The 17,739-nt window shown below is 72.6% G+C and carries 13 protein-coding genes; 4 read left to right on the forward strand and 9 right to left on the reverse strand.

All coding sequences use genetic code 11. The features are described from left to right. Window positions 1-326 precede the first annotated feature (326 nt). Complete coding sequence (locus AAFN69_RS17905) at window positions 327-1,871, forward strand: amino acid permease (RefSeq protein WP_347729525.1); 1,545 nt, start codon at window positions 327-329, stop codon at window positions 1,869-1,871. 24 nt (window positions 1,872-1,895) lie between these two features. On the opposite strand, the gene AAFN69_RS17910 is transcribed toward AAFN69_RS17905, so the two are convergent. From AAFN69_RS17910 to AAFN69_RS17935, 6 genes are all read right to left on the reverse strand, one after another. Continuing rightward, a complete protein-coding gene (locus AAFN69_RS17910) occupies window positions 1,896-2,288 on the reverse strand; it encodes an NTP pyrophosphohydrolase (protein WP_347729527.1) in 393 nt (130 codons plus the stop codon). 75 nt (window positions 2,289-2,363) lie between these two features. Then, window positions 2,364-4,493: a 3-hydroxyacyl-CoA dehydrogenase NAD-binding domain-containing protein gene (locus AAFN69_RS17915; protein ID WP_347729528.1), complete on the reverse strand. Its 2,130-nt coding sequence runs from the start codon at window positions 4,491-4,493 to the stop codon at window positions 2,364-2,366. Beyond that, complete coding sequence (locus AAFN69_RS17920) at window positions 4,490-5,710, reverse strand: acetyl-CoA C-acyltransferase (protein ID WP_347729529.1); 1,221 nt, start codon at window positions 5,708-5,710, stop codon at window positions 4,490-4,492. The genes AAFN69_RS17915 and AAFN69_RS17920 overlap by 4 nt, the downstream gene beginning before the upstream one ends. A 1,335-nt stretch (window positions 5,711-7,045) precedes the next feature. After that, window positions 7,046-8,326, reverse strand: a complete 1,281-nt coding sequence (locus AAFN69_RS17925) for a ribonuclease D (protein WP_347729530.1) — start codon at window positions 8,324-8,326, stop codon at window positions 7,046-7,048. 77 nt (window positions 8,327-8,403) lie between these two features. Beyond that, window positions 8,404-9,069, reverse strand: a complete 666-nt coding sequence (locus AAFN69_RS17930) for a response regulator transcription factor (RefSeq protein WP_347729531.1) — start codon at window positions 9,067-9,069, stop codon at window positions 8,404-8,406. Between the two features lie 306 nt (window positions 9,070-9,375). Continuing rightward, complete coding sequence (locus tag AAFN69_RS17935) at window positions 9,376-10,062, reverse strand: DUF3000 domain-containing protein (RefSeq protein ID WP_347729532.1); 687 nt, start codon at window positions 10,060-10,062, stop codon at window positions 9,376-9,378. A gap of 92 nt (window positions 10,063-10,154) precedes the next feature. Here AAFN69_RS17935 and hemE point away from each other — a divergent pair, with 92 nt between their 5' ends. After that, a complete protein-coding gene (gene hemE, locus AAFN69_RS17940) occupies window positions 10,155-11,231 on the forward strand; it encodes a uroporphyrinogen decarboxylase (protein WP_347729533.1) in 1,077 nt (358 codons plus the stop codon). Window positions 11,232-11,271: 40 nt separating this feature from the next. On the opposite strand, the gene AAFN69_RS17945 is transcribed toward hemE, so the two are convergent. Together AAFN69_RS17945 and AAFN69_RS17950 are read right to left on the reverse strand one after the other, a co-directional pair. Further along, complete coding sequence (locus tag AAFN69_RS17945; RefSeq protein WP_347729534.1) at window positions 11,272-12,648, reverse strand: FAD-dependent oxidoreductase; 1,377 nt, start codon at window positions 12,646-12,648, stop codon at window positions 11,272-11,274. Window positions 12,649-12,675: 27 nt separating this feature from the next. Beyond that, on the reverse strand, window positions 12,676-13,590 hold the full coding sequence (locus AAFN69_RS17950; RefSeq protein WP_347729535.1) for a DUF4349 domain-containing protein: 915 nt from the start codon (window positions 13,588-13,590) through the stop codon (window positions 12,676-12,678). A gap of 152 nt (window positions 13,591-13,742) precedes the next feature. Here AAFN69_RS17950 and hemG point away from each other — a divergent pair, with 152 nt between their 5' ends. Together hemG and hemQ are read left to right on the forward strand one after the other, a co-directional pair. Beyond that, on the forward strand, window positions 13,743-15,194 hold the full coding sequence (gene hemG / locus AAFN69_RS17955) for a protoporphyrinogen oxidase (protein ID WP_347729536.1): 1,452 nt from the start codon (window positions 13,743-13,745) through the stop codon (window positions 15,192-15,194). Window positions 15,195-15,198: 4 nt separating this feature from the next. Further along, complete coding sequence (gene hemQ / locus AAFN69_RS17960; RefSeq protein WP_347729537.1) at window positions 15,199-15,912, forward strand: hydrogen peroxide-dependent heme synthase; 714 nt, start codon at window positions 15,199-15,201, stop codon at window positions 15,910-15,912. Window positions 15,913-15,997: 85 nt separating this feature from the next. On the opposite strand, the gene AAFN69_RS17965 is transcribed toward hemQ, so the two are convergent. Next, window positions 15,998-17,638 (reverse strand): alpha/beta hydrolase, encoded by a 1,641-nt coding sequence (locus AAFN69_RS17965; protein ID WP_347729538.1) that lies wholly within the window; start codon window positions 17,636-17,638, stop codon window positions 15,998-16,000. Window positions 17,639-17,739: the final 101 nt, after the last annotated feature.

Raw genomic sequence — 17,739 nt, forward strand, 5'->3', positions numbered from 1 at the left:
ACGCGGTACGGGCACACGGGGGCACCCCGGGCCCGTACCGCACGCCCGCCGCTGCCCGCACGGGCTCCCCTGACGGCCTCCGGGCGGCGGTCCCGGTCCCGTACCCCCGGACGCGTACCCGGGCCCTGCCCCGCCCGGCGCGGGCCGGGGCGATCCCGCCTCCTCGCCCGCCCTCCCGGTACGAGCACGTCCGTGCGGGAGGAGCGGGCGGGGGCACCCTGGATGGGTGGTCCTCCCGGCCCATTCGCGTGAAATCCCCCCGCTCGGACGCCGGTCGCTTCCCCGTAGTCCCGATCATGTCGGGGACAACAAGCGTGGAGGTGCACGTGAGCACAGAGACAGACCCCGCGGGCAGGCGGGGCGTCTTCCGGACGAAGACCGTCGAGCAGTCCATCAGCGACACGGAGGAACCGGAACACGCACTGCGGCGGTCGCTCTCCGCCCTCGATCTCACCGTCTTCGGAGTCGGTGTCATCATCGGCACCGGGATCTTCGTCCTCACCGGAACGGTCGCCAAGGAGAACGCGGGCCCGGCCACCGCGCTGGCCTTCGCCGTCGCCGGAGTCGTCTGCGGACTCGCGGCGCTCTGCTACGCCGAATTCGCCTCCACGGTCCCCGTCGCGGGATCGGCCTACACCTTCTCCTACGCCTCCCTCGGTGAACTCCCCGCCTGGCTCATCGGCTGGGACCTGGTGCTGGAGTTCGCCCTCGGCACGGCGGTGGTCGCCGTCGGCTGGTCCGGCTATCTGCGCTCCCTGATGGAGAACATCGGCTGGGAGCTGCCGCGGGCCCTCTCCGGGACCGGCGAGAGCGGCTTCGCCTTCGACCTGCTGGCATTCCTGCTGGTCCTGGTCCTGACCGCGATCCTGGTCATCGGGATGAAGTTCTCCGCCCGGGTCACCACGCTGATCGTCGCCATCAAGGTCGGCGTCGTCCTGCTGGTCATCATCGCCGGATCGTTCTTCATCAAGGCGTCCAACTACGACCCCTTCATCCCCCCGGCCGTGGCGACCGAGGGCGGCTCCGGCCTCAAGGAACCGCTCATCCAGCTGATGTTCGGCTACGCCCCCACCAACTTCGGCGTCATGGGGATCTTCACCGCCGCCTCCGTCGTCTTCTTCGCCTTCATCGGCTTCGACGTGGTGGCCACCGCGGCCGAGGAGACCAGACTTCCCCAGCGCGACATGCCCCGCGGCATCCTCGGTTCCCTCTTCATCTGCACCGCGCTGTACGTGGCGGTCTCGCTCGTCGTCACCGGTATGCAGCACTACACGGAACTCTCCGTGGACGCCCCGCTCGCCGACGCCTTCAAGGCCACCGGCCACCCCTGGTACGCGGGTGTCATCAGCTTCGGGGCGGTCGTCGGCCTCACCTCCGTCTGCATGATCCTGCTGCTCGGCCAGACCCGGGTGTTCTTCGCGATGAGCCGGGACGGACTGCTGCCGCGCTTCTTCTCCCGGGTGCACCCGACCTTCCGCACCCCCTACCGGGCCACCGTGCTCCTGGGTGTGGTCATCGCGATCGTCGCCGGCTGCACCAGCATCGAGGAACTCGCCGTCCTGGTGAACATCGGCACCCTCTTCGCCTTCGTGGTCGTCGCGATCGGCGTCGTGATCCTCCGCCGCACCCGTCCCGACCTCCCGCGCGCCTTCCGCACCCCGCTGGTGCCCTGGCTGCCGATCGCCTCCGTCGCCGCCTCGCTCTGGCTGATGATCAATCTGCCCACCGAGACCTGGCTGCGGTTCGGCGCCTGGATGCTGATCGGCGTCGTCGTCTACTTCCTCTACGGGCGCCGCCACAGCAGGCTCGAACCGGGCGCCGCGGTGCCGCACGGGGGAGGCGGCCCCGGCAGCCGTACGCCGGGCTCCTGACCCGCTCCCGGCCCCGGAGGAAGCTCAGCGGCTCCCGCGCCCGTACACCGTCCTCGGACCGGCCGTACGGGCGCCCGCGGCCGTCACCCGGGCGCACAGCTCACGGTCGGCCGTGACCACCACACACGGCCGGCCCGCCGCACCGGCCGCCAGCCCGGCGATCAGATCGTCACCGCTGCCCCGGGCGGACTCCACCCGTACGCCCGGCACCGACGCCACCCCGCGGGCGGCCCCCTCCACCACCAGGACGACCTCCAGCGGACCGGGCAGGCCCGCGGCGCCCTCGGCGGCGTACCGCACCAGCCCGTCCCGCAGCCGTACCGCCGCCCCGCGACGGTCGCGCCACCAGCCGTCCGGGACCGAACCGACGACATTCGCGCCGTCGACCACCAGCAGTGCCACCGGCACCCCGACCACCCGCCCTCCACTCGGAACAACGCACACAGGGGCCGTACGGGAACGCCCCGTACGGCCCCTCGCGCGTCCGCGACCCTACGCGGGCACGCTCGCCACACCCGGTGCCAGGAACGGCTTCCCGTTCACCCGCTCCGAGACACCCTCACGGTCCAGATACGGTGTCACGCCACCCAGATGGAACGGCCAGCCCGCGCCGGTGATCAGGCAGAGGTCGATGTCCTGCGCCTCGGCCACCACACCCTCCTCCAGCATCAGGCCGATCTCCCGCGCCACCGCGTCCAGCACCCGGACGCGCGCCTGCTCCTCGGTCAGCACGGTGTCGCCCTGCCGCAGCAGCGCCGCGACCTCCGGGTCGAGCTCCGGCCGGCCGGAGTCGTACACATAGAAGCCGCGCTTGCCGGCCTCGACGACCGCCTTGAGATTCGGGGAGACGGTGAAGCGCTCCGGGAAGGAGCGGTTGAGGGTCTCCGACACATGGAGACCGATCGCCGGACCCACCAGCTCCAGCAGCACCAGCGGGGACATCGGCAGACCCAGCGGCTCCACCGCGCGCTCCGCCACCTCGACCGGGGTGCCCTCGTCGATGACGTTCTGGATCTCGCCCATGAAACGGGTCAGGATCCGGTTGACCACGAACGCCGGCGCGTCCTTCACCAGCACCGCGGTCTTCCTCAGCTTCTTCGCCACGCCGAAGGCGGTGGCCAGCGAGGCGTCATCGGTCCGCTCGCCGCGGACGATCTCCAGCAGCGGCAGCACCGCCACCGGGTTGAAGAAGTGGAAGCCGACGACCCGCTCCGGGTTCTTCAGCTTCGACGCCATCTCCGTAACCGACAGCGAGGAGGTGTTGGTCGCCAGGATGGCGTGAGCCGGGGCGACCGCCTCCACCTCGGCGAACACCTGCTGCTTGACACCCATCTCCTCGAAGACGGCCTCGATCACGAAATCGGCGTCGGCGAAGCCATCGGCCTTGTCCAGCACACCGGTGACCAGGCCCTTCAGCCGGTTCGCCTTGTCCTGGCCGATCCTGCCCTTGCCGAGCAGCTTCTCGATCTCGGCGTGGACATACCCCACACCCCGGTCGATCCGCTCCTGGTCGATGTCGGTGAGCACCACCGGCACCTCCAGCCGGCGCAGGAAGAGCAGCGCCAGCTGCGAGGCCATCAGACCCGCGCCCACCACACCGACCTTGGTGACCGGGCGGGCCAGACCGCGGTCCGGGGCGCCGACCGGGCGCTTGCCGCGCTTCTGCACCAGATTGAAGGCGTAGATCCCGCTGCGCAGCTCGCCGCCCATGATCAGATCGGCGAGCGCGGTGTCCTCGGCGTCGAAACCGGCCTGGAGATCGCCGTCCTTGGCGGCGGCGATGATCTCCAGCGCGCGATAGGCGGCCGGGGCCGCCCCGTGCACCTTGGAGTCGGCGATGAACCTGCCCCGCGCCACGGCGGCGTCCCACGCCTCACCGCGGTCGATCTCCGCCCGCTCCACCACGGTCTCGCCGTTCAGCACGGCGGCCGTCCACACCAGCGAGCGCTCCAGGAAGTCCGCGCCGTCGAAGATCGCGTCCGCGATCCCGAGGTCGAACACCTGCGCACCCTTGAGCTGGCGGTTCTGGTTGAGCGAGTTCTCGATGATCACACTGACGGCCCGGTCCGCGCCGATCAGATTCGGCAGCAGCGCGCAGCCGCCCCAGCCGGGGACCAGGCCCAGGAACACCTCGGGCAGCGAGAAGGCCGGGATGGCCCGGGAGACCGTACGGTACGAGCAGTGCAGCCCGACCTCGACGCCGCCGCCCATCGCGGCGCCGTTGTAGTACGCGAAGGTCGGCACGGCCAGCCCGGCGAGACGCTTGAAGACATCGTGGCCGCTCCTGCCGATGGCCAGCGCCTCCTCGCGCCTCCTCAGCAGCTCGACACCCTTGAGGTCGGCGCCGACGGCGAAGATGAACGGCTTGCCGGTCAGACCGGCACCGACGATCGAGCCGGCCGCGGCCTCCTGCTCCACCTGGTCGATCGCGGCATTCAGATGGGCCAGCGACTGCGGGCCGAAGGTGGTCGGCTTGGTGTGGTCCAGGCCGTTGTCCAGCGTGATCAGGGCGAACCTGCCGGCCCCGGCGGGCAGGTCGAGATGGCGGACGTGCGCGCTGGTGACGACCTCGTCCGGGAACAGCTCCGCAGCGCCCTTCAGCAGCTCAGCCGTGGTGCTCACTTGCTTCCTCCGTCGAAGTGCGGGTTCTCCCAGATGACCGAAGCGCCCATGCCGAAGCCGACGCACATGGTGGTGAGGCCGTAACGCACCTGCGGCTGCTCCTCGAACTGCCGGGCCAGCTGGGTCATCAGCCGGACACCGGAGGAGGCCAGCGGGTGGCCGTAGGCGATGGCGCCGCCGTACTGATTGACGCGCGCGTCGTCGTCGGCGATGCCGTAGTGCTCCAGGAAGGCCAGCACCTGTACGGCGAAGGCCTCATTGATCTCGAAGAGACCGATGTCGCCGATGGCCAGCCCCGCCTTGGCGAGGGCCTTCTCGGTCGCCGGGATGGGGCCGTACCCCATCACCTCGGGCTCGACACCGGCGTACGCGAAGGAGACCAGCCGCATCCGCACCGGGAGGTCGTTGGCGCGGGCGAAGTCCTCGGAGGCGATCAGCGAGGCGGTCGCGCCGTCGTTCAGGCCGGCCGCGTTGCCGGCGGTGACCCGGCCGTGCGCGCGGAAGGGGGTCTTCAGCCCGGCCAGGTTCTCCAGCGTGGTGCCGGGACGCATCGGCTCGTCGCGGGTGGCCAGTCCCCAGCCGGTCTCCCCGGCCTCCGGGCTGGTGCGGCGGATCGAGATCGGCACCAGGTCCTGCTGGATGGCGCCGTTGGCGTACGCCTTGGCGGCCTTCTCCTGCGAGCGCACGGCGTACTCGTCGGCGCGGAGCTTGGTGATGGCCGGGTAGCGGTCGTGCAGATTCTCCGCGGTCATGCCCATGAAGAGCGCCGACTCGTCCACCAGCTTCTCGCTGACGAAGCGGGGATTGGGGTCGACGCCCTCGCCCATGGGGTGGCGCCCCATGTGCTCGACACCGCCCGCGATGACGGCGTCGTACGCGCCGAAGGCGATCGACCCGGCGGTGGTGGTGACCGCGGTCATCGCGCCGGCGCACATCCGGTCGATGGAGTACCCCGGCACGGACTGCGGCAGCCCGGCGAGGATCCCGGCGGTCCGCCCCAGGGTGAGCCCCTGGTCGCCGATCTGAGTGGTGGCGGCGATGGCGACCTCGTCGATCAGGGCGGGGTCGAGTCCGGGGTTGCGGCGCAGCAGCTCCCGGATGGCCTTGACGACGAGGTCGTCGGCCCGTGTCTCGTGATAGATGCCCTTCGGGCCCGCCTTGCCGAACGGGGTGCGGACGCCGTCGACGAAGACGACATCCCTGACGGTACGAGGCACGAGCTCTCCTCCAGGGTGCGGGGTGGCACTGCTGCGGGGCGCACGGGCTAAGCATGCGCTTGTCGCCATGCTACTTGTGGGTAACCATTGTGCCCAGTACCTGGGGTGGTCCCCTTGCGGGGAGCGGCGAAGGTCACACACGCGGGTGCCCTTGGGGTCGCGGGCGCGGGTGCTCGTCCGTGGCTCCGCCCCGGACCCGGGCGCGGCTGCCTCCGGCGGGGCGGAGTCTTGTGCGCCCCTGCCCGTGGTGCGGGTCCCTTCCCGGGGCTCCGCCCCGGGCCCGGCGCGGCTGCCTCCGGCGGGGCGGGGTGTTGTGCGCCCTCGTTCGCGGGTGCGGGTTGGTGTGGGGGCGGTGTCGCATCCTCGCCCGCGTCGTTCGGGTCGCCCGGGGGTGCGGGTGCTCTTCCGGGGCTCCGCCCCGGGCCCGGCGCCTCAATCGCCGGCGAGGCTGAGTTTGTGGCGCCCTCGCCCCGGGTGCTGGTGCCTTTCCGGGGCTCCGCCCCGGGCCCGGCGCCTCAAACTCCCCCAGAGCTTCGCCTGGGAGGTACCCCCAGCGAGGCTGAATTTTGCTCGCCCTCGTTCGCTGGTGCGGGCCGGTGCGTGGGCGGTGTGGCGTCCTCGCACGTGTTGTTCGGGTTGTCCGGGGGGCGGGCTTTCAGGCACCTTCGGCGCCTTGCGGTGCCTCGGGGTCTTGTCCAGCCCGGTCGTGTCCGGGGCGCGGGTACGGGGCGGGACACCTTCGCATTCGTGCGGCCCGGGGGTCCTCCGGGCTCGACTCCTCAGAGCCAGCGGAAACCGGCCCGCTTGCACTGATCACCCGGGTCTTACCGCCGGCTCTTCCGGGGACGACCCTGCACACCCCCTCCACGGGCGTCGCCCGATAGGCGGCCCCTGTCCCCGAGCCGCTTGTTTCTGGTGCGGGAGCGCCCGCCCAGAGGCACCCGCCCACTCTGACGCCCTTCACCCACCCACCCCTGGGTGACCTTCCGAAGCGGGGTTCCCCGCCTTGTGAAACCGTCCCGGAACGCACGGACAGACAGAGCACTGTCATCACGCACTGGGCTTACTCGCGGAAGGGGGGACGCGCAGGAGCGGTACTGGGGCATCAAGCGTGATTTGTGGCGCAAAGGAGAGTGCACAGAACAAGACCGGGTGCGCGCGCCGTAAATCATGCAGCCCCAGTACCGAACCGGAGCGGCACCCAACCCGCACACACAAGAACCCCACCCGGGGAAACAGGCAACCCGCACCAACAACAGCCCCGCCGAAGGCAGCCGCGCCGGACCCGGGGCCGAGCCCCGGACAAGCACCCCGCACCCCACCCCAAGCGCGGGGCTACTCCGTCGTCAGGGCCTCCGAGAGGAGGGGGGAGACCAGTTCCACCTGCCAGGCCCGCGCGCCCAGGGCCTCGAGGACGCGGGCCACGCCCTCGGGAGAGGCGTCCGCCGGCGGCTCCCAGCACACACGCCGCACGGTGTCCGGTGTGATCAGGTTCTCCTGGGGGAGGTTCAGCTCCTCCGCGAGCGCCGACACCCCGGCCCGTGCCGCCGAGAGCCGCGCCGCCGCCGCCGGGTCCTTGTCCGCCCAGGCGCGCGGCGGCGGCGGGCCGTTCATGGGCTGGCCGGGCTGGGGGAGCTCCGCGTCGGGGAGCGCCTTCGCCCGTTCCACCGCGGACTGCCACTGTTCGAGCTGGCGGCGGCCCATCCGATGGCCGAATCCCGTCAGCGCGGTGAGCGCGTGCACATTGGCCGGCACCGCCAGCGCCGCCTCGATGATCGCGCCGTCGCTCAGCACCTTCCCGGGCGAGACGTCACGGCGCTGGGCGATCCGGTCGCGGGCCGTCCAGAGCTCGCGGACGACCGCCATCTGACGGCGGCGCCGCACCTTGTGCATGCCCGAGGTGCGCCGCCACGGGTCCTTGCGCGGGGGAGCGGGCGGCGCGGCCACGATCGCGGCGAACTCCTGGTGGGCCCAGTCGAGCTTCCCCTGCCGGTCCAGCTCCTTCTCCAGCGCGTCGCGGAGGTCGACGAGGAGTTCGACGTCGAGCGCGGCGTACCGCAGCCACGGTTCGGGCAGCGGGCGGGTGGACCAGTCGACGGCGGAGTGGCCCTTCTCCAGGGCGTATCCGAGCACCGACTCGACCATCGCGCCGAGGCCGACCCGGGGGAAGCCGGCCAGCCGGCCGGCGAGCTCGGTGTCGAAGAGGCTGGTGGGGACCATGCCTATCTCCCGCAGGCACGGCAGGTCCTGGGTCGCGGCGTGCAGAATCCACTCGGTACCGGCGAGCGCCTCGCCCAGGCCGGAGAGGTCGGGGCAGCCGACCGGGTCGATCAGGGCGCTGCCCGCGCCTTCCCGGCGGAGCTGGACGAGGTAGGCCCGCTGGCCGTAGCGGTAGCCGGAGGCGCGCTCCGCGTCCACGGCCACGGGGCCGCTTCCGGCCGCGAAGGCGGCGATCACCTCGGCGAGCCCCTGGGCGTCGGCGACGACGGGCGGAACCCCCTCGCGGGGCTCCAGCAGGGGTACGGGGGCCTCTGCGGCTGCGACGCCGGCGTCCGGGGGAGCGCCCCCGGCGGTTCGCAGTGCGGTCTCTGCTGCGGTGTCTTGGGCGTCGGTCACGTGTCAAGGGTATCCGTGAACGGAGCGCGCCTGTCGACGGAACGTTCCGTCGACAGGCGCGCGGGAGTGGTGAACGGTCAGTGGATGATGCCGGTACGCAGGGCGACCGCGACCATTCCGGCCCGGTCACCCGTGCCGAGCTTGCGCGCGATCCGGGCGAGGTGGCTCTTCACGGTGAGGGCGGAGAGGCCCATGGAGACGCCGATGGCCTTGTTGGACTGGCCTTCCGCGACCAGTCTGAGGACCTCGACCTCCCGGCCGGACAGCTCGCGGTAGCCGCCCGGGTGGCTCGGGGCGCCCGGGGGGCGGCGGTGGCCGAGCCGGGCTGCCGCGGCGCCGATGGGGGCGGCGCCGGGGCGGCCGGGGTGGCCGATATTGGTACGGGTGCCGGTGACGACATAGCCCTTGACGCCGCCCGCGAGTGCGTTGCGCACGGCGCCGATGTCATCGGCCGCGGAGAGGGCGAGGCCATTGGGCCAGCCCGCGGCACGGGTTTCGGACAGGAGGGTCAGCCCGGAACCGTCGGGCAGGTGGACGTCGGCAACGCAGATGTCGCGCGGGTTGCCGATGCGGGGACGGGCCTCCGCGATGGACGAAGCCTCGATCACGTCACGCACTCCGAGCGCCCACAGATGCCGGGTGACGGTGGAGCGTACGCGCGGATCTGCCACGACGACCATGGCCGTCGGCTTGTTCGGGCGGTAGGCGACCAGGCTTGCGGGCTGCTCAAGTAGAACGGACACCAGGCCTCCTGGGGGAAGGTGGGGTGGGGCCGGCTCGGGGATGAAGCCGGGGCGAACCGTGCTGTCAGGGTCATTGACCTCTTCGGCACCAAACCTGATCGCCTTTAGAGAATGATCACGATTTAGTGAGTAACAATTGGGGCAATTCGGACTAGTGATCGATCATCCTACGAACAACCTGACGGATTGTCATCGAAGGAGTGATCCGGAAAGCGGAGAGTCACCGGCCGGCCAGGGGCGCACGCCCCCCGCGCACCCCGCTACCGAAGGAGCCCCGCGAAGTCCCCGGGAGGCACAGCCCCGCGCTCACCGGTGCTGCGGCCCCCGGCGCTGCGGCAGCGAGACCACACCCGTCCCCGTCCCCGTCTCCGGGGAGCCGGCGGACGACGGCGGCAGCCCGGCCAGCTGGCAGAGGAGATCGCACCAGGCCACCAGGTGCCCGGCGGTGTCCGGCACCCCGTCCGGGCCGGTCTCGGGCGTCCAGGACGCCCGGATCTCGATCTGGGTGGCGGGCCGCCGTGAGCTCAGTCCGCCGAAGTAGTGCGACCCCGCGCGGGTGACGGTCCCGCTCGGCTCCCCGTACGCCAGCCCCCGGGCCTCCAGCGCCCCCGTCAGCCAGGACCAGGACACCTCGGGCAGCAGCGGATCGGCCGCCATCTCCGGCTCCAGCTCGGCGCGGACCAGCGTGACCAGCCGGAAGGTGCCCTGCCACGCCTCGTGCCCGGCCGGATCGTGCAGCAGCACCAGCCGCCCGTCCGCGAGATCGTCCTCGCCGTCGACGACCGCGGCCTCCAGGGCGTACGCATGGGGCGCGAGCCGCTGCGGCGGGCGCGCCGGGTCCACCTCGATCTCCGGGCGCAGCCGCGCCCCCCGCACCGCCTCGACCGCCAGCCGGAACGCGCGCGGAACCGTGTCGCCCTCCGCGCCGTCCTTGTCGTCAGCGCCATTGGAATGATCAGGATGATCGGAAAAGTGTCCCTGAGCCGCAGCCATGCGGGGAAGAGTAGGCGGAACGGAGCCCCGGCGCAGGGAAGGACACCCGGGGCGGGCCCGCCACTTCCCGCGGCCGTGCGAAGATTTGGGGCGTGAGCGCCAACGACCTCCCCCTGAGCCAGCCCGCGGACCGCCGCACCGAAACGCACGACTCCGCCTTTCTGCGGGCGTGCAGACGCGAACCGGTGCCGCATACGCCGGTCTGGTTCATGCGGCAGGCGGGACGCTCCCTGCCCGAGTACCTCAAGGTCCGCGAGGGCATCGGGATGCTCGACTCCTGCATGCGGCCCGAGCTGGTCAAGGAGATCACCCTCCAGCCGGTGCGCCGGCACGGCGTGGACGCCGCGATCTACTTCAGCGACATCGTGGTGCCGCTCAAGGCGATCGGGGTCGACCTCGACATCAAGCCCGGAGTCGGCCCGGTCGTCGCGGAGCCCTTCCGCACCCGTGCGGACCTCGCCCGGCTGCGCGACCTCACCCCCGAGGACGTCTGGTACGTCACCGAGGCCATCGGGCTGCTCACCGCCGAGCTGGGCGCCACCCCGCTGATCGGCTTCGCGGGGGCGCCGTTCACCCTCGCCAGCTATCTCGTGGAGGGCGGGCCGTCCCGCAACCACGAGCACACCAAGGCCATGATGTACGGCGACCCCGAGCTCTGGGCGGATCTGCTGGACCGGCTGGCCGAGATCACCGGCGCCTTCCTCAAGGTCCAGATCGAGGCGGGCGCGAGCGCCGTCCAGCTCTTCGACTCCTGGGTCGGCGCGCTCGCCCCGGCCGACTACCGCCGCTCGGTGCTGCCCGCCTCCGCCAAGGTCTTCGCCGCGGTGGAGTCCTTCGGCGTGCCGCGCATCCACTTCGGGGTGGGCACCGGAGAGCTGCTCGGCCTCATGGGCGAGGCCGGCGCCGATGTCGTCGGCGTCGACTGGCGCGTACCGCTGGACGAGGCGGCCCGCCGGGTCGGCCCCGGCAAGGCGCTCCAGGGCAATCTGGACCCGGCGGTGCTCTTCGCCGGGCGCGCCGCCGTCGAGGCCAAGACCGACGAGGTGCTCGCCGCGGCGGCCGGCCTGGAGGGCCATGTCTTCAATCTGGGCCACGGGGTGCTGCCGTCCATGGACCCGGACGCGCTGACCCGCCTGGTCGCCCACGTCCACGAGCGCACCGCACGCTGAAACACCCCGCCGCGCGCCCGGACCGGGCGCGCGGCGGTTCTCAGCCCTCCGCGCGCACCTTCGCCACGGCCTTGCGGGCGGCCACCAGAACCGGATCCCACACCGGGGAGAACGGCGGCGCGTACCCCAGGTCCAGCGCCGTCATCCGCTCCACCGTCATCCCCGCCGTGAGCGCCACCGCCGCGATGTCCACCCGCTTCGCCGCGCCCTCGCGGCCCACGATCTGCACCCCCAGCAGCCGGCCGGTGCGCCGTTCCGCGATCATCTTCACGGTCATCAGCGCGGAGTCCGGGTAGTAGCCGGCCCGGTTGGTGGACTCCACGGTCGCCGTGACGTACTGGAGCCCCACCTCCGCCGCGTCCCGCTCCCGCAGCCCGGTCCGCGCGATCTCCAGATCGCAGACCTTGCTGACGGCCGTGCCCACCACACCGGGAAAGGTGCCGTAGCCGCCGCCCGCGTTCGCCCCGATCACCTGGCCGTGCTTGTTGGCATGGGTGCCGAGCGGCACATACCGCTCCCGGCCGGAGACCAGGTCGAGCACCTCCACACAGTCGCCGCCCGCCCAGATGTTCTCCCGGCCGCGCACCCGCATCGACAGATCGGTGAGCAGACCGCCGTAACTCCCCAGCGGCAGCCCCGCCGCCTCCGCCAGGGCGGTCTCCGGCTCGACGCCCATCCCGAGCACGACGACATCCGCCGGATACTCCGCGTCCCCGGTCGCCACCGCGCGGACCCGCCCGTCGGAGCCCGTCAGGACCGCGGTGACCTCGGTGTTGTTGACCGTGGTGATCCCCAGGCCGTCCATCGCCTCGTGCACCAGCCGCCCCATGTCGGGGTCGAGCGTCACCATCGGCTGCGCGCCCCGGTTGAGCACGGTCACCTCCAGGCCCCGGTCCAGCAGCGCCTCCGCCATCTCCACCCCGATATAGCCCGCGCCGACCACCACCGCGCGGCCCCCGCCCTCCAGGGCGACCAGCGAGTCGAGCAGCGCCTGGCCGTCGTCCAGCGACTGCACCCCGTGCACCCCCGGCGCGTCGATGCCCGGCAGCGGCGGGCGGACCGGGCGGGCGCCCGTGGCGATGACGAGCTTGTCGTACCCCGTCCACTCCTCCGCGCCCGACTCCAGGTCGCGGGAGCGCACCCGCCCGCCCGCGACGTCGATCGCGGTGACCTCGGTCCGCATCCGCAGATCGATCGCCCGCTCCCGGTGCTCGGCCGGGGTGCGGGCGATCAGTTCGGAACAGTCCTGGACCCGGCCGCCCACCCAGTACGGAATGCCGCATGCCGAGAACGAGCTGAAGTGGCCGCGTTCGAACGCGACGATCTCCAGCTCGTCCGGGCCCTTCAGCCTGCGTGCCTGCGACGCGGCGGACATGCCCGCCGCGTCGCCCCCGATCACGACCAGTCGCTCTGTCATGGGGAACACGCTACGGGGTGCGGTCCGTCAGCCCTCCCCGGGCTCCTTCCCTTCGGCCGCGCCCCCGGCCTGCCGCGGCGCGTCCGCCGCTCGCCGGGCCCGCAGCGGCCGGCCCAGTACCCGCCAGAGCCCGTACAGCACGCCCAGCACCAGTGCGAAGGGCGCGACCGCGCCGATCACGATCCCGATCCACCGCACCGTCCCCACCAGCGCGTCCCAGCCCCCGCCGAGCGCCTCCCCGAAGGTCGGGGTGGAGTCGCCGTCGTCCTTCACCGGCTTCGGCGCCTCGGAGAGCGTCAGGGTGATCGTGGCCAGGGTCGTACGGTCCTTCAGCGACGCCTGCCTGGCCAGCAGCGACTCCAGCTCCGCCTGGCGGCTGCTCAGCTGCCCCTCCAGGGTGACCACGTCGGAGAGCTTCTCCGCCCGGTCCATCAGCTCGCGCACCCGCTCCACACTCGCCCGCTGGGTGGCGATCCTGCTCCCCACATCGACCACCTGGTCGGTGACGTCCTTGGCGCCGGCCTTGCGGAGCAGCAGCTTTCCCGAGCCGGCCAGCTCCGACAGCACCGTCTCGTACCGCTCCTGCGGTACCCGCAGCACCAGCCGTGACGACAGCTGTACGTCATCGACCCGCTCGGTCGCCTCATTCGCGACATGGCCGCCGGCGTCCTCCGTCACCCGCCGGGCGTCCGCGACCGCCCGGCGCGAGTTCTTCACCTCCACCTCCAGCTCGGCGGTGCGGATGACATGAGCCGCGGGCAGCGGCGCCCGGGCGGCGGCGCCCGGCGCCCCCTGCTTCGCCGCCTCGCCCCCGGCCTCCGGCCGCGAGCCCCGGGGGTCCGCCATCTGATCCTTCGCTGCGGCCCCGGAGGACTTCTCCGACGACGACGAGTCCCCGGCACTGCATCCGGCCACCCCGAGCGAGGCGGCGATCAACAGCACGGCACATCCGCGGCGTATCCGCATGAAACCCCCCAATGAACCTGAATGAACCTGTCACGGCTTCGACGGTCCACCCCCGTGCCGGGTTTCCGTCCGGCGGTCCCGAACCGGTCACGGTCGGGACTCGGAACGGTGTTTGAGAGAGTGGGGCCATGCAGCACACCCCGCATGCGGACACCGCACCCCGCACCGGAACCGGCCATGCCGTCGTCATCGGCGGCGGCATCTCCGGTCTCGCCGCCGCCCACCGGCTGATCACCGCCGGAGCGCGGGTCACCCTGCTGGAGGCCGGCGACCGCCTCGGCGGGAAACTCCGCACCGGTGAGATCGAGGGCGTGACCGTCGACCTCGGCGCCGAATCCCTGCTCGCCCGCCGCCCGGAGGCGATCGACCTCGCCCGCGCCGCCGGACTCGGCGACCGGCTCCGGCCGCCCGCCACCCACACCGCCTCCGTCTGGACCCGGGACCGGCTGCGCCCCATGCCCAGGGGCCATGTGATGGGTGTGCCCGGCACCCCCGAGGCCCTCGCCGGACTGCTCTCCCCGGAGGGCGTCGCCCGGATCGCCCGCGACCGCGAGCTGCCCCCCGCCGACCTCGGCGACGACATCGCCATCGGCGAGCACGTCGCCGCCCGCCTCGGCCGCGAGGTCGTCGACCGGCTGGTGGAACCACTCCTCGGCGGGGTGTACGCGGGCGACGCCTACCGGATCTCGATGCGCGCCGCCGTGCCCCGTCTCTTCGAGGCCGCCCGGCGCCACCCCACCCTCCTCGGCGCCGTCGCCGAGGTCCAGGACGAGATCCGGGCACAGCAGCAGGACGGGCCCGTCTTCCTCGGCATCGAGGGCGGTGTGGGCACCCTCCCCGGGGCCGTCGCCGACGCCGTGCGCGCCGGGGGCGGCGAGATCCGCACCCGTACGCCCGTCCGCGCACTGCACCGCACGGCCACCGGCTGGCTGGTCCGCACCGACACCGGCACCCTCGCCGCGGACGGGGTGATCCTCGCCGTCCCCGCCCCGGCCGCCGCCGCGCTCCTCGCCGCCGAGGCGCCCGCCGCCGCGGCCGGACTCGGCCGGATCGAGTACGCCTCCATGACCCTGGTCACCCACGCCTTCCGCCGCGCCGACCTGGCCGGGCTCCCGGCCGGCAGCGGCTTTCTCGTACCGCCCGTCGACGGCCGGGTCATCAAGGCGTCCACCTTCTCCAGCCAGAAGTGGCGCTGGGTCTCCGAGAGCTCCGCCGACCTCTTCGTGCTGCGGACCTCCATGGGCCGGTACGGCGACGAGGAGCATCTGCACCGCCCGGACGGCGAGCTCGCCGAGCTCTCCGCCGCCGATCTGCGCACCGCCACCGGGGTCGGGGCCAAGCCGGTCGCCACCGTGGTGACCCGCTGGACCGACGGCCTCCCGCAGTACCCGGTCGGCCATCTCGACCGGGTCGCGGACATCCGCGCCGCCCTCGCGGGACTCCCCGCCCTCGGGCTCTGCGGCGCGGCCCACGACGGGGTCGGCATCCCCGCCTGCATCGCCGGCGGCCGGCGCGCGGCGGACGAGATTCTCGCCACGCCGACCCTGGCGCGGGGCATTGATCGGGACGCGGGACAATAGCGTCATGAGTGCGCCCGAAAAGATCCCGAACGCAGGCAAGAAGGCCAAGGACCTCAACGAGGTCATCCGGTACACGCTGTGGTCCGTCTTCAAGCTGCGCGATGTGCTGCCCGAGGACCGGTCCGGTTACGCCGAGGAGGTCCAGGAGCTGTTCGACCGGCTCGCCGCCAAGGACGTCACCGTGCGCGGCACCTACGATCTCTCCGGGCTCCGCGCCGACGCGGACCTCATGATCTGGTGGCACGCCGAGACCGCCGACGAGCTCCAGGAGGCGTACAACCTCTTCCGCCGCACCCGGCTCGGCCGCGCTCTGGAGCCGGTCTGGTCGAACATGGCGCTGCACCGCCCCGCCGAGTTCAACAAGTCGCACATCCCGGCCTTCCTCGCCGACGAGCGGGCGCGCGACTATGTCAGCGTCTACCCCTTCGTCCGCTCCTACGACTGGTACCTGCTGCCGGACGAGGACCGCCGCCGGATGCTCGCCGACCACGGCAAGATGGCCCGCGGGTACCCGGATGTGCGCGCCAACACGGTCGCCTCCTTCTCCCTCGGCGACTACGAGTGGCTCCTCGCCTTCGAGGCCGACGAACTGCACCGGATCGTCGACCTGATGCGTCATCTGCGCGCCTCCGAGGCCCGGATGCACGTCCGCGAGGAGGTCCCCTTCTACACCGGCCGCCTCCGCTCCGTCGCGGAACTGGTCGCCGGTCTCGCCTGACCCGGCCGCCACCCGCGAGGGTGCGGCCCCCTGAACGAAGGAGCCGGTCCGCAGCCGGCGGAACCAGCTCCTCCGACCCGGAAGATCAGACGGTGTGCGGCAGCCCCCGCACCCCGGCCCTCTCGGCCGGGGCGTGGCGGGGCTGTCCGGCCTCATCGGCCCGCCGCTCCAGCGACACCGGGTCCGGCTCCGGGTGCGGCGCGCAGTACGCGCGCCGCACCGGCGTCTGCCCCCGCAGCAGATAGTTCTCCAGGTGGGCGTTGACGCACTCGTTGCCGCCCCCGCCGATACCGTGCGTACCGGCATTGCGCTCGGTGATCAGCACCGCGCCCCGCAGCCGCCGCGCCAGCTCCTTCGCCCCCTCGTACGGGGTCGCCGCGTCCCGCTCCGCCGCCAGGATCAGCACCGGCGGCAGCTCACCCCGCTCGGTGCGCACCTCCAGCGGCTGCTGCCGAGGCCCCTCCCAGTAGGCGCACGGCAGATTCATCCACACGTTGTCCCAGGTCTCGAAGGGCGCCCGCCGGGCCAGCTCGGTGTTGTCGCGGTCCCACACCGCGAAGTCGGTGGGCCAGGGCGCGTCATTGCACTCGATCGCCGTGTACACGGCGGTGGAGTTCTCCGCCTCCGCCGCGGCGCCCCGGTCCGGCGCCGCCTGCTCGATCAGCGGCTTCGCGTTGCCCCGCAGATACTCCGAGAGCGCGGTGGCCCGCGGCACCCAGTAGTCGTCGTAGTAACCCGCGCCCAGAAACGCCGACTGGAGCTGACCGGGCCCGACCACCCCGCCCGCCGGCTCGACCGCCAGCCTGGCCCGCGCCTCCTCGTACCGCTCGGCGACGGCCGCCGCCGTGGTCCCGAGGCCGTAGGTCGCGTCGTGCCGGGCGACCCAGTCGCGGAAATCGGCCCAGCGGCTCTCGAAGGCCAGCGACTGTTCGAGATTGCTGCGGTACCAGATCCTGCTCCGCTCCGGGTTCACCGCCGAGTCGAAGACCATCCGCCGCACATGGGAGGGGAAGAGCGTCGCGTACAGGGCGCCGAAGTAGGTGCCGTACGAGGCTCCCATGAAGGTCAGCCGCTCCTCGCCGAGGGCCGCCCGCAGGACGTCGAGATCGCGTGCGTTGTTGAGCGAGGTGTAGTGCCGCAGCGCGGTGCCGCCCCGGCGCGCGCACCCCGCCGCGTACGCCTTCGCCTCCGCGATCCGCTCGGCCTTGTGGGCGGGGGAGGGGTGGGTCGGCGCGAGGGTGGGCGCCTTGAGGAATCCCTTGGGGTCCTGGCAGCTCAGCGGCGCGGACCTCGCCACTCCGCGCGGGGCGTAGCCGACGATGTCGTACGCCTTCGCGATCCGCTCCCACTCGGGGAGTGCGGCGGCGAGCGGGAACCACATACTGGAGGCGCCGGGGCCGCCCGGGTTGTAGACGAGGGCGCCCTGCCGGGCGGCGGGTGCGCCGCTCGCCTTCACCCGGCTCACCGTGAGTCTGATCTTCCGGCTGTTCGGCGCCGCGTAGTCGAGCGGGACCTCGACGGTGCCGCAGCGCACATGCCCGGGCAGTGCCTCGGACTTCGGGCAGACCCCGAAGTCGATTCCCCCGGCGGCGGCCCGCCGGGCGGCGAGCGCGGTGCCCAGGGCCTCCGCGTCGGTGGTGGTGGCACCGGCCGGGGCGGCGGTCAGGACTCCGGCGACCAGGGAACCCGCCACCATCCCGATTCCGTACTTCGCCACTGATCGCATCGCATTCCCCTTTGTGCGGACGGCCGGTGTGGTGCGCGGTCGGCGGGGCGTCCCGTACGGGGCACTCCACCGCGGCGCGAACGGCGGTCCGGGGATCCTTC

It is taken from the genome of Streptomyces sp. CAU 1734 (assembly GCF_039888735.1).
In the GTDB taxonomy this organism is placed as follows: Bacteria; Actinomycetota; Actinomycetes; order Streptomycetales; family Streptomycetaceae; genus Streptomyces.

Coding starts and splice junctions, on each gene's coding strand:
- hemG (WP_347729536.1), top strand. CDS start 13,743: ATGCAGCACACCCCGCATGCGGACACCGCACCCCGCACCGGAACCGGC.
- AAFN69_RS17965 (WP_347729538.1), bottom strand. CDS start 17,638: ATGCGATCAGTGGCGAAGTACGGAATCGGGATGGTGGCGGGTTCCCTG.
- AAFN69_RS17935 (WP_347729532.1), bottom strand. CDS start 10,062: ATGGCTGCGGCTCAGGGACACTTTTCCGATCATCCTGATCATTCCAAT.
- hemQ (WP_347729537.1), top strand. CDS start 15,199: ATGAGTGCGCCCGAAAAGATCCCGAACGCAGGCAAGAAGGCCAAGGAC.
- AAFN69_RS17945 (WP_347729534.1), bottom strand. CDS start 12,648: ATGACAGAGCGACTGGTCGTGATCGGGGGCGACGCGGCGGGCATGTCC.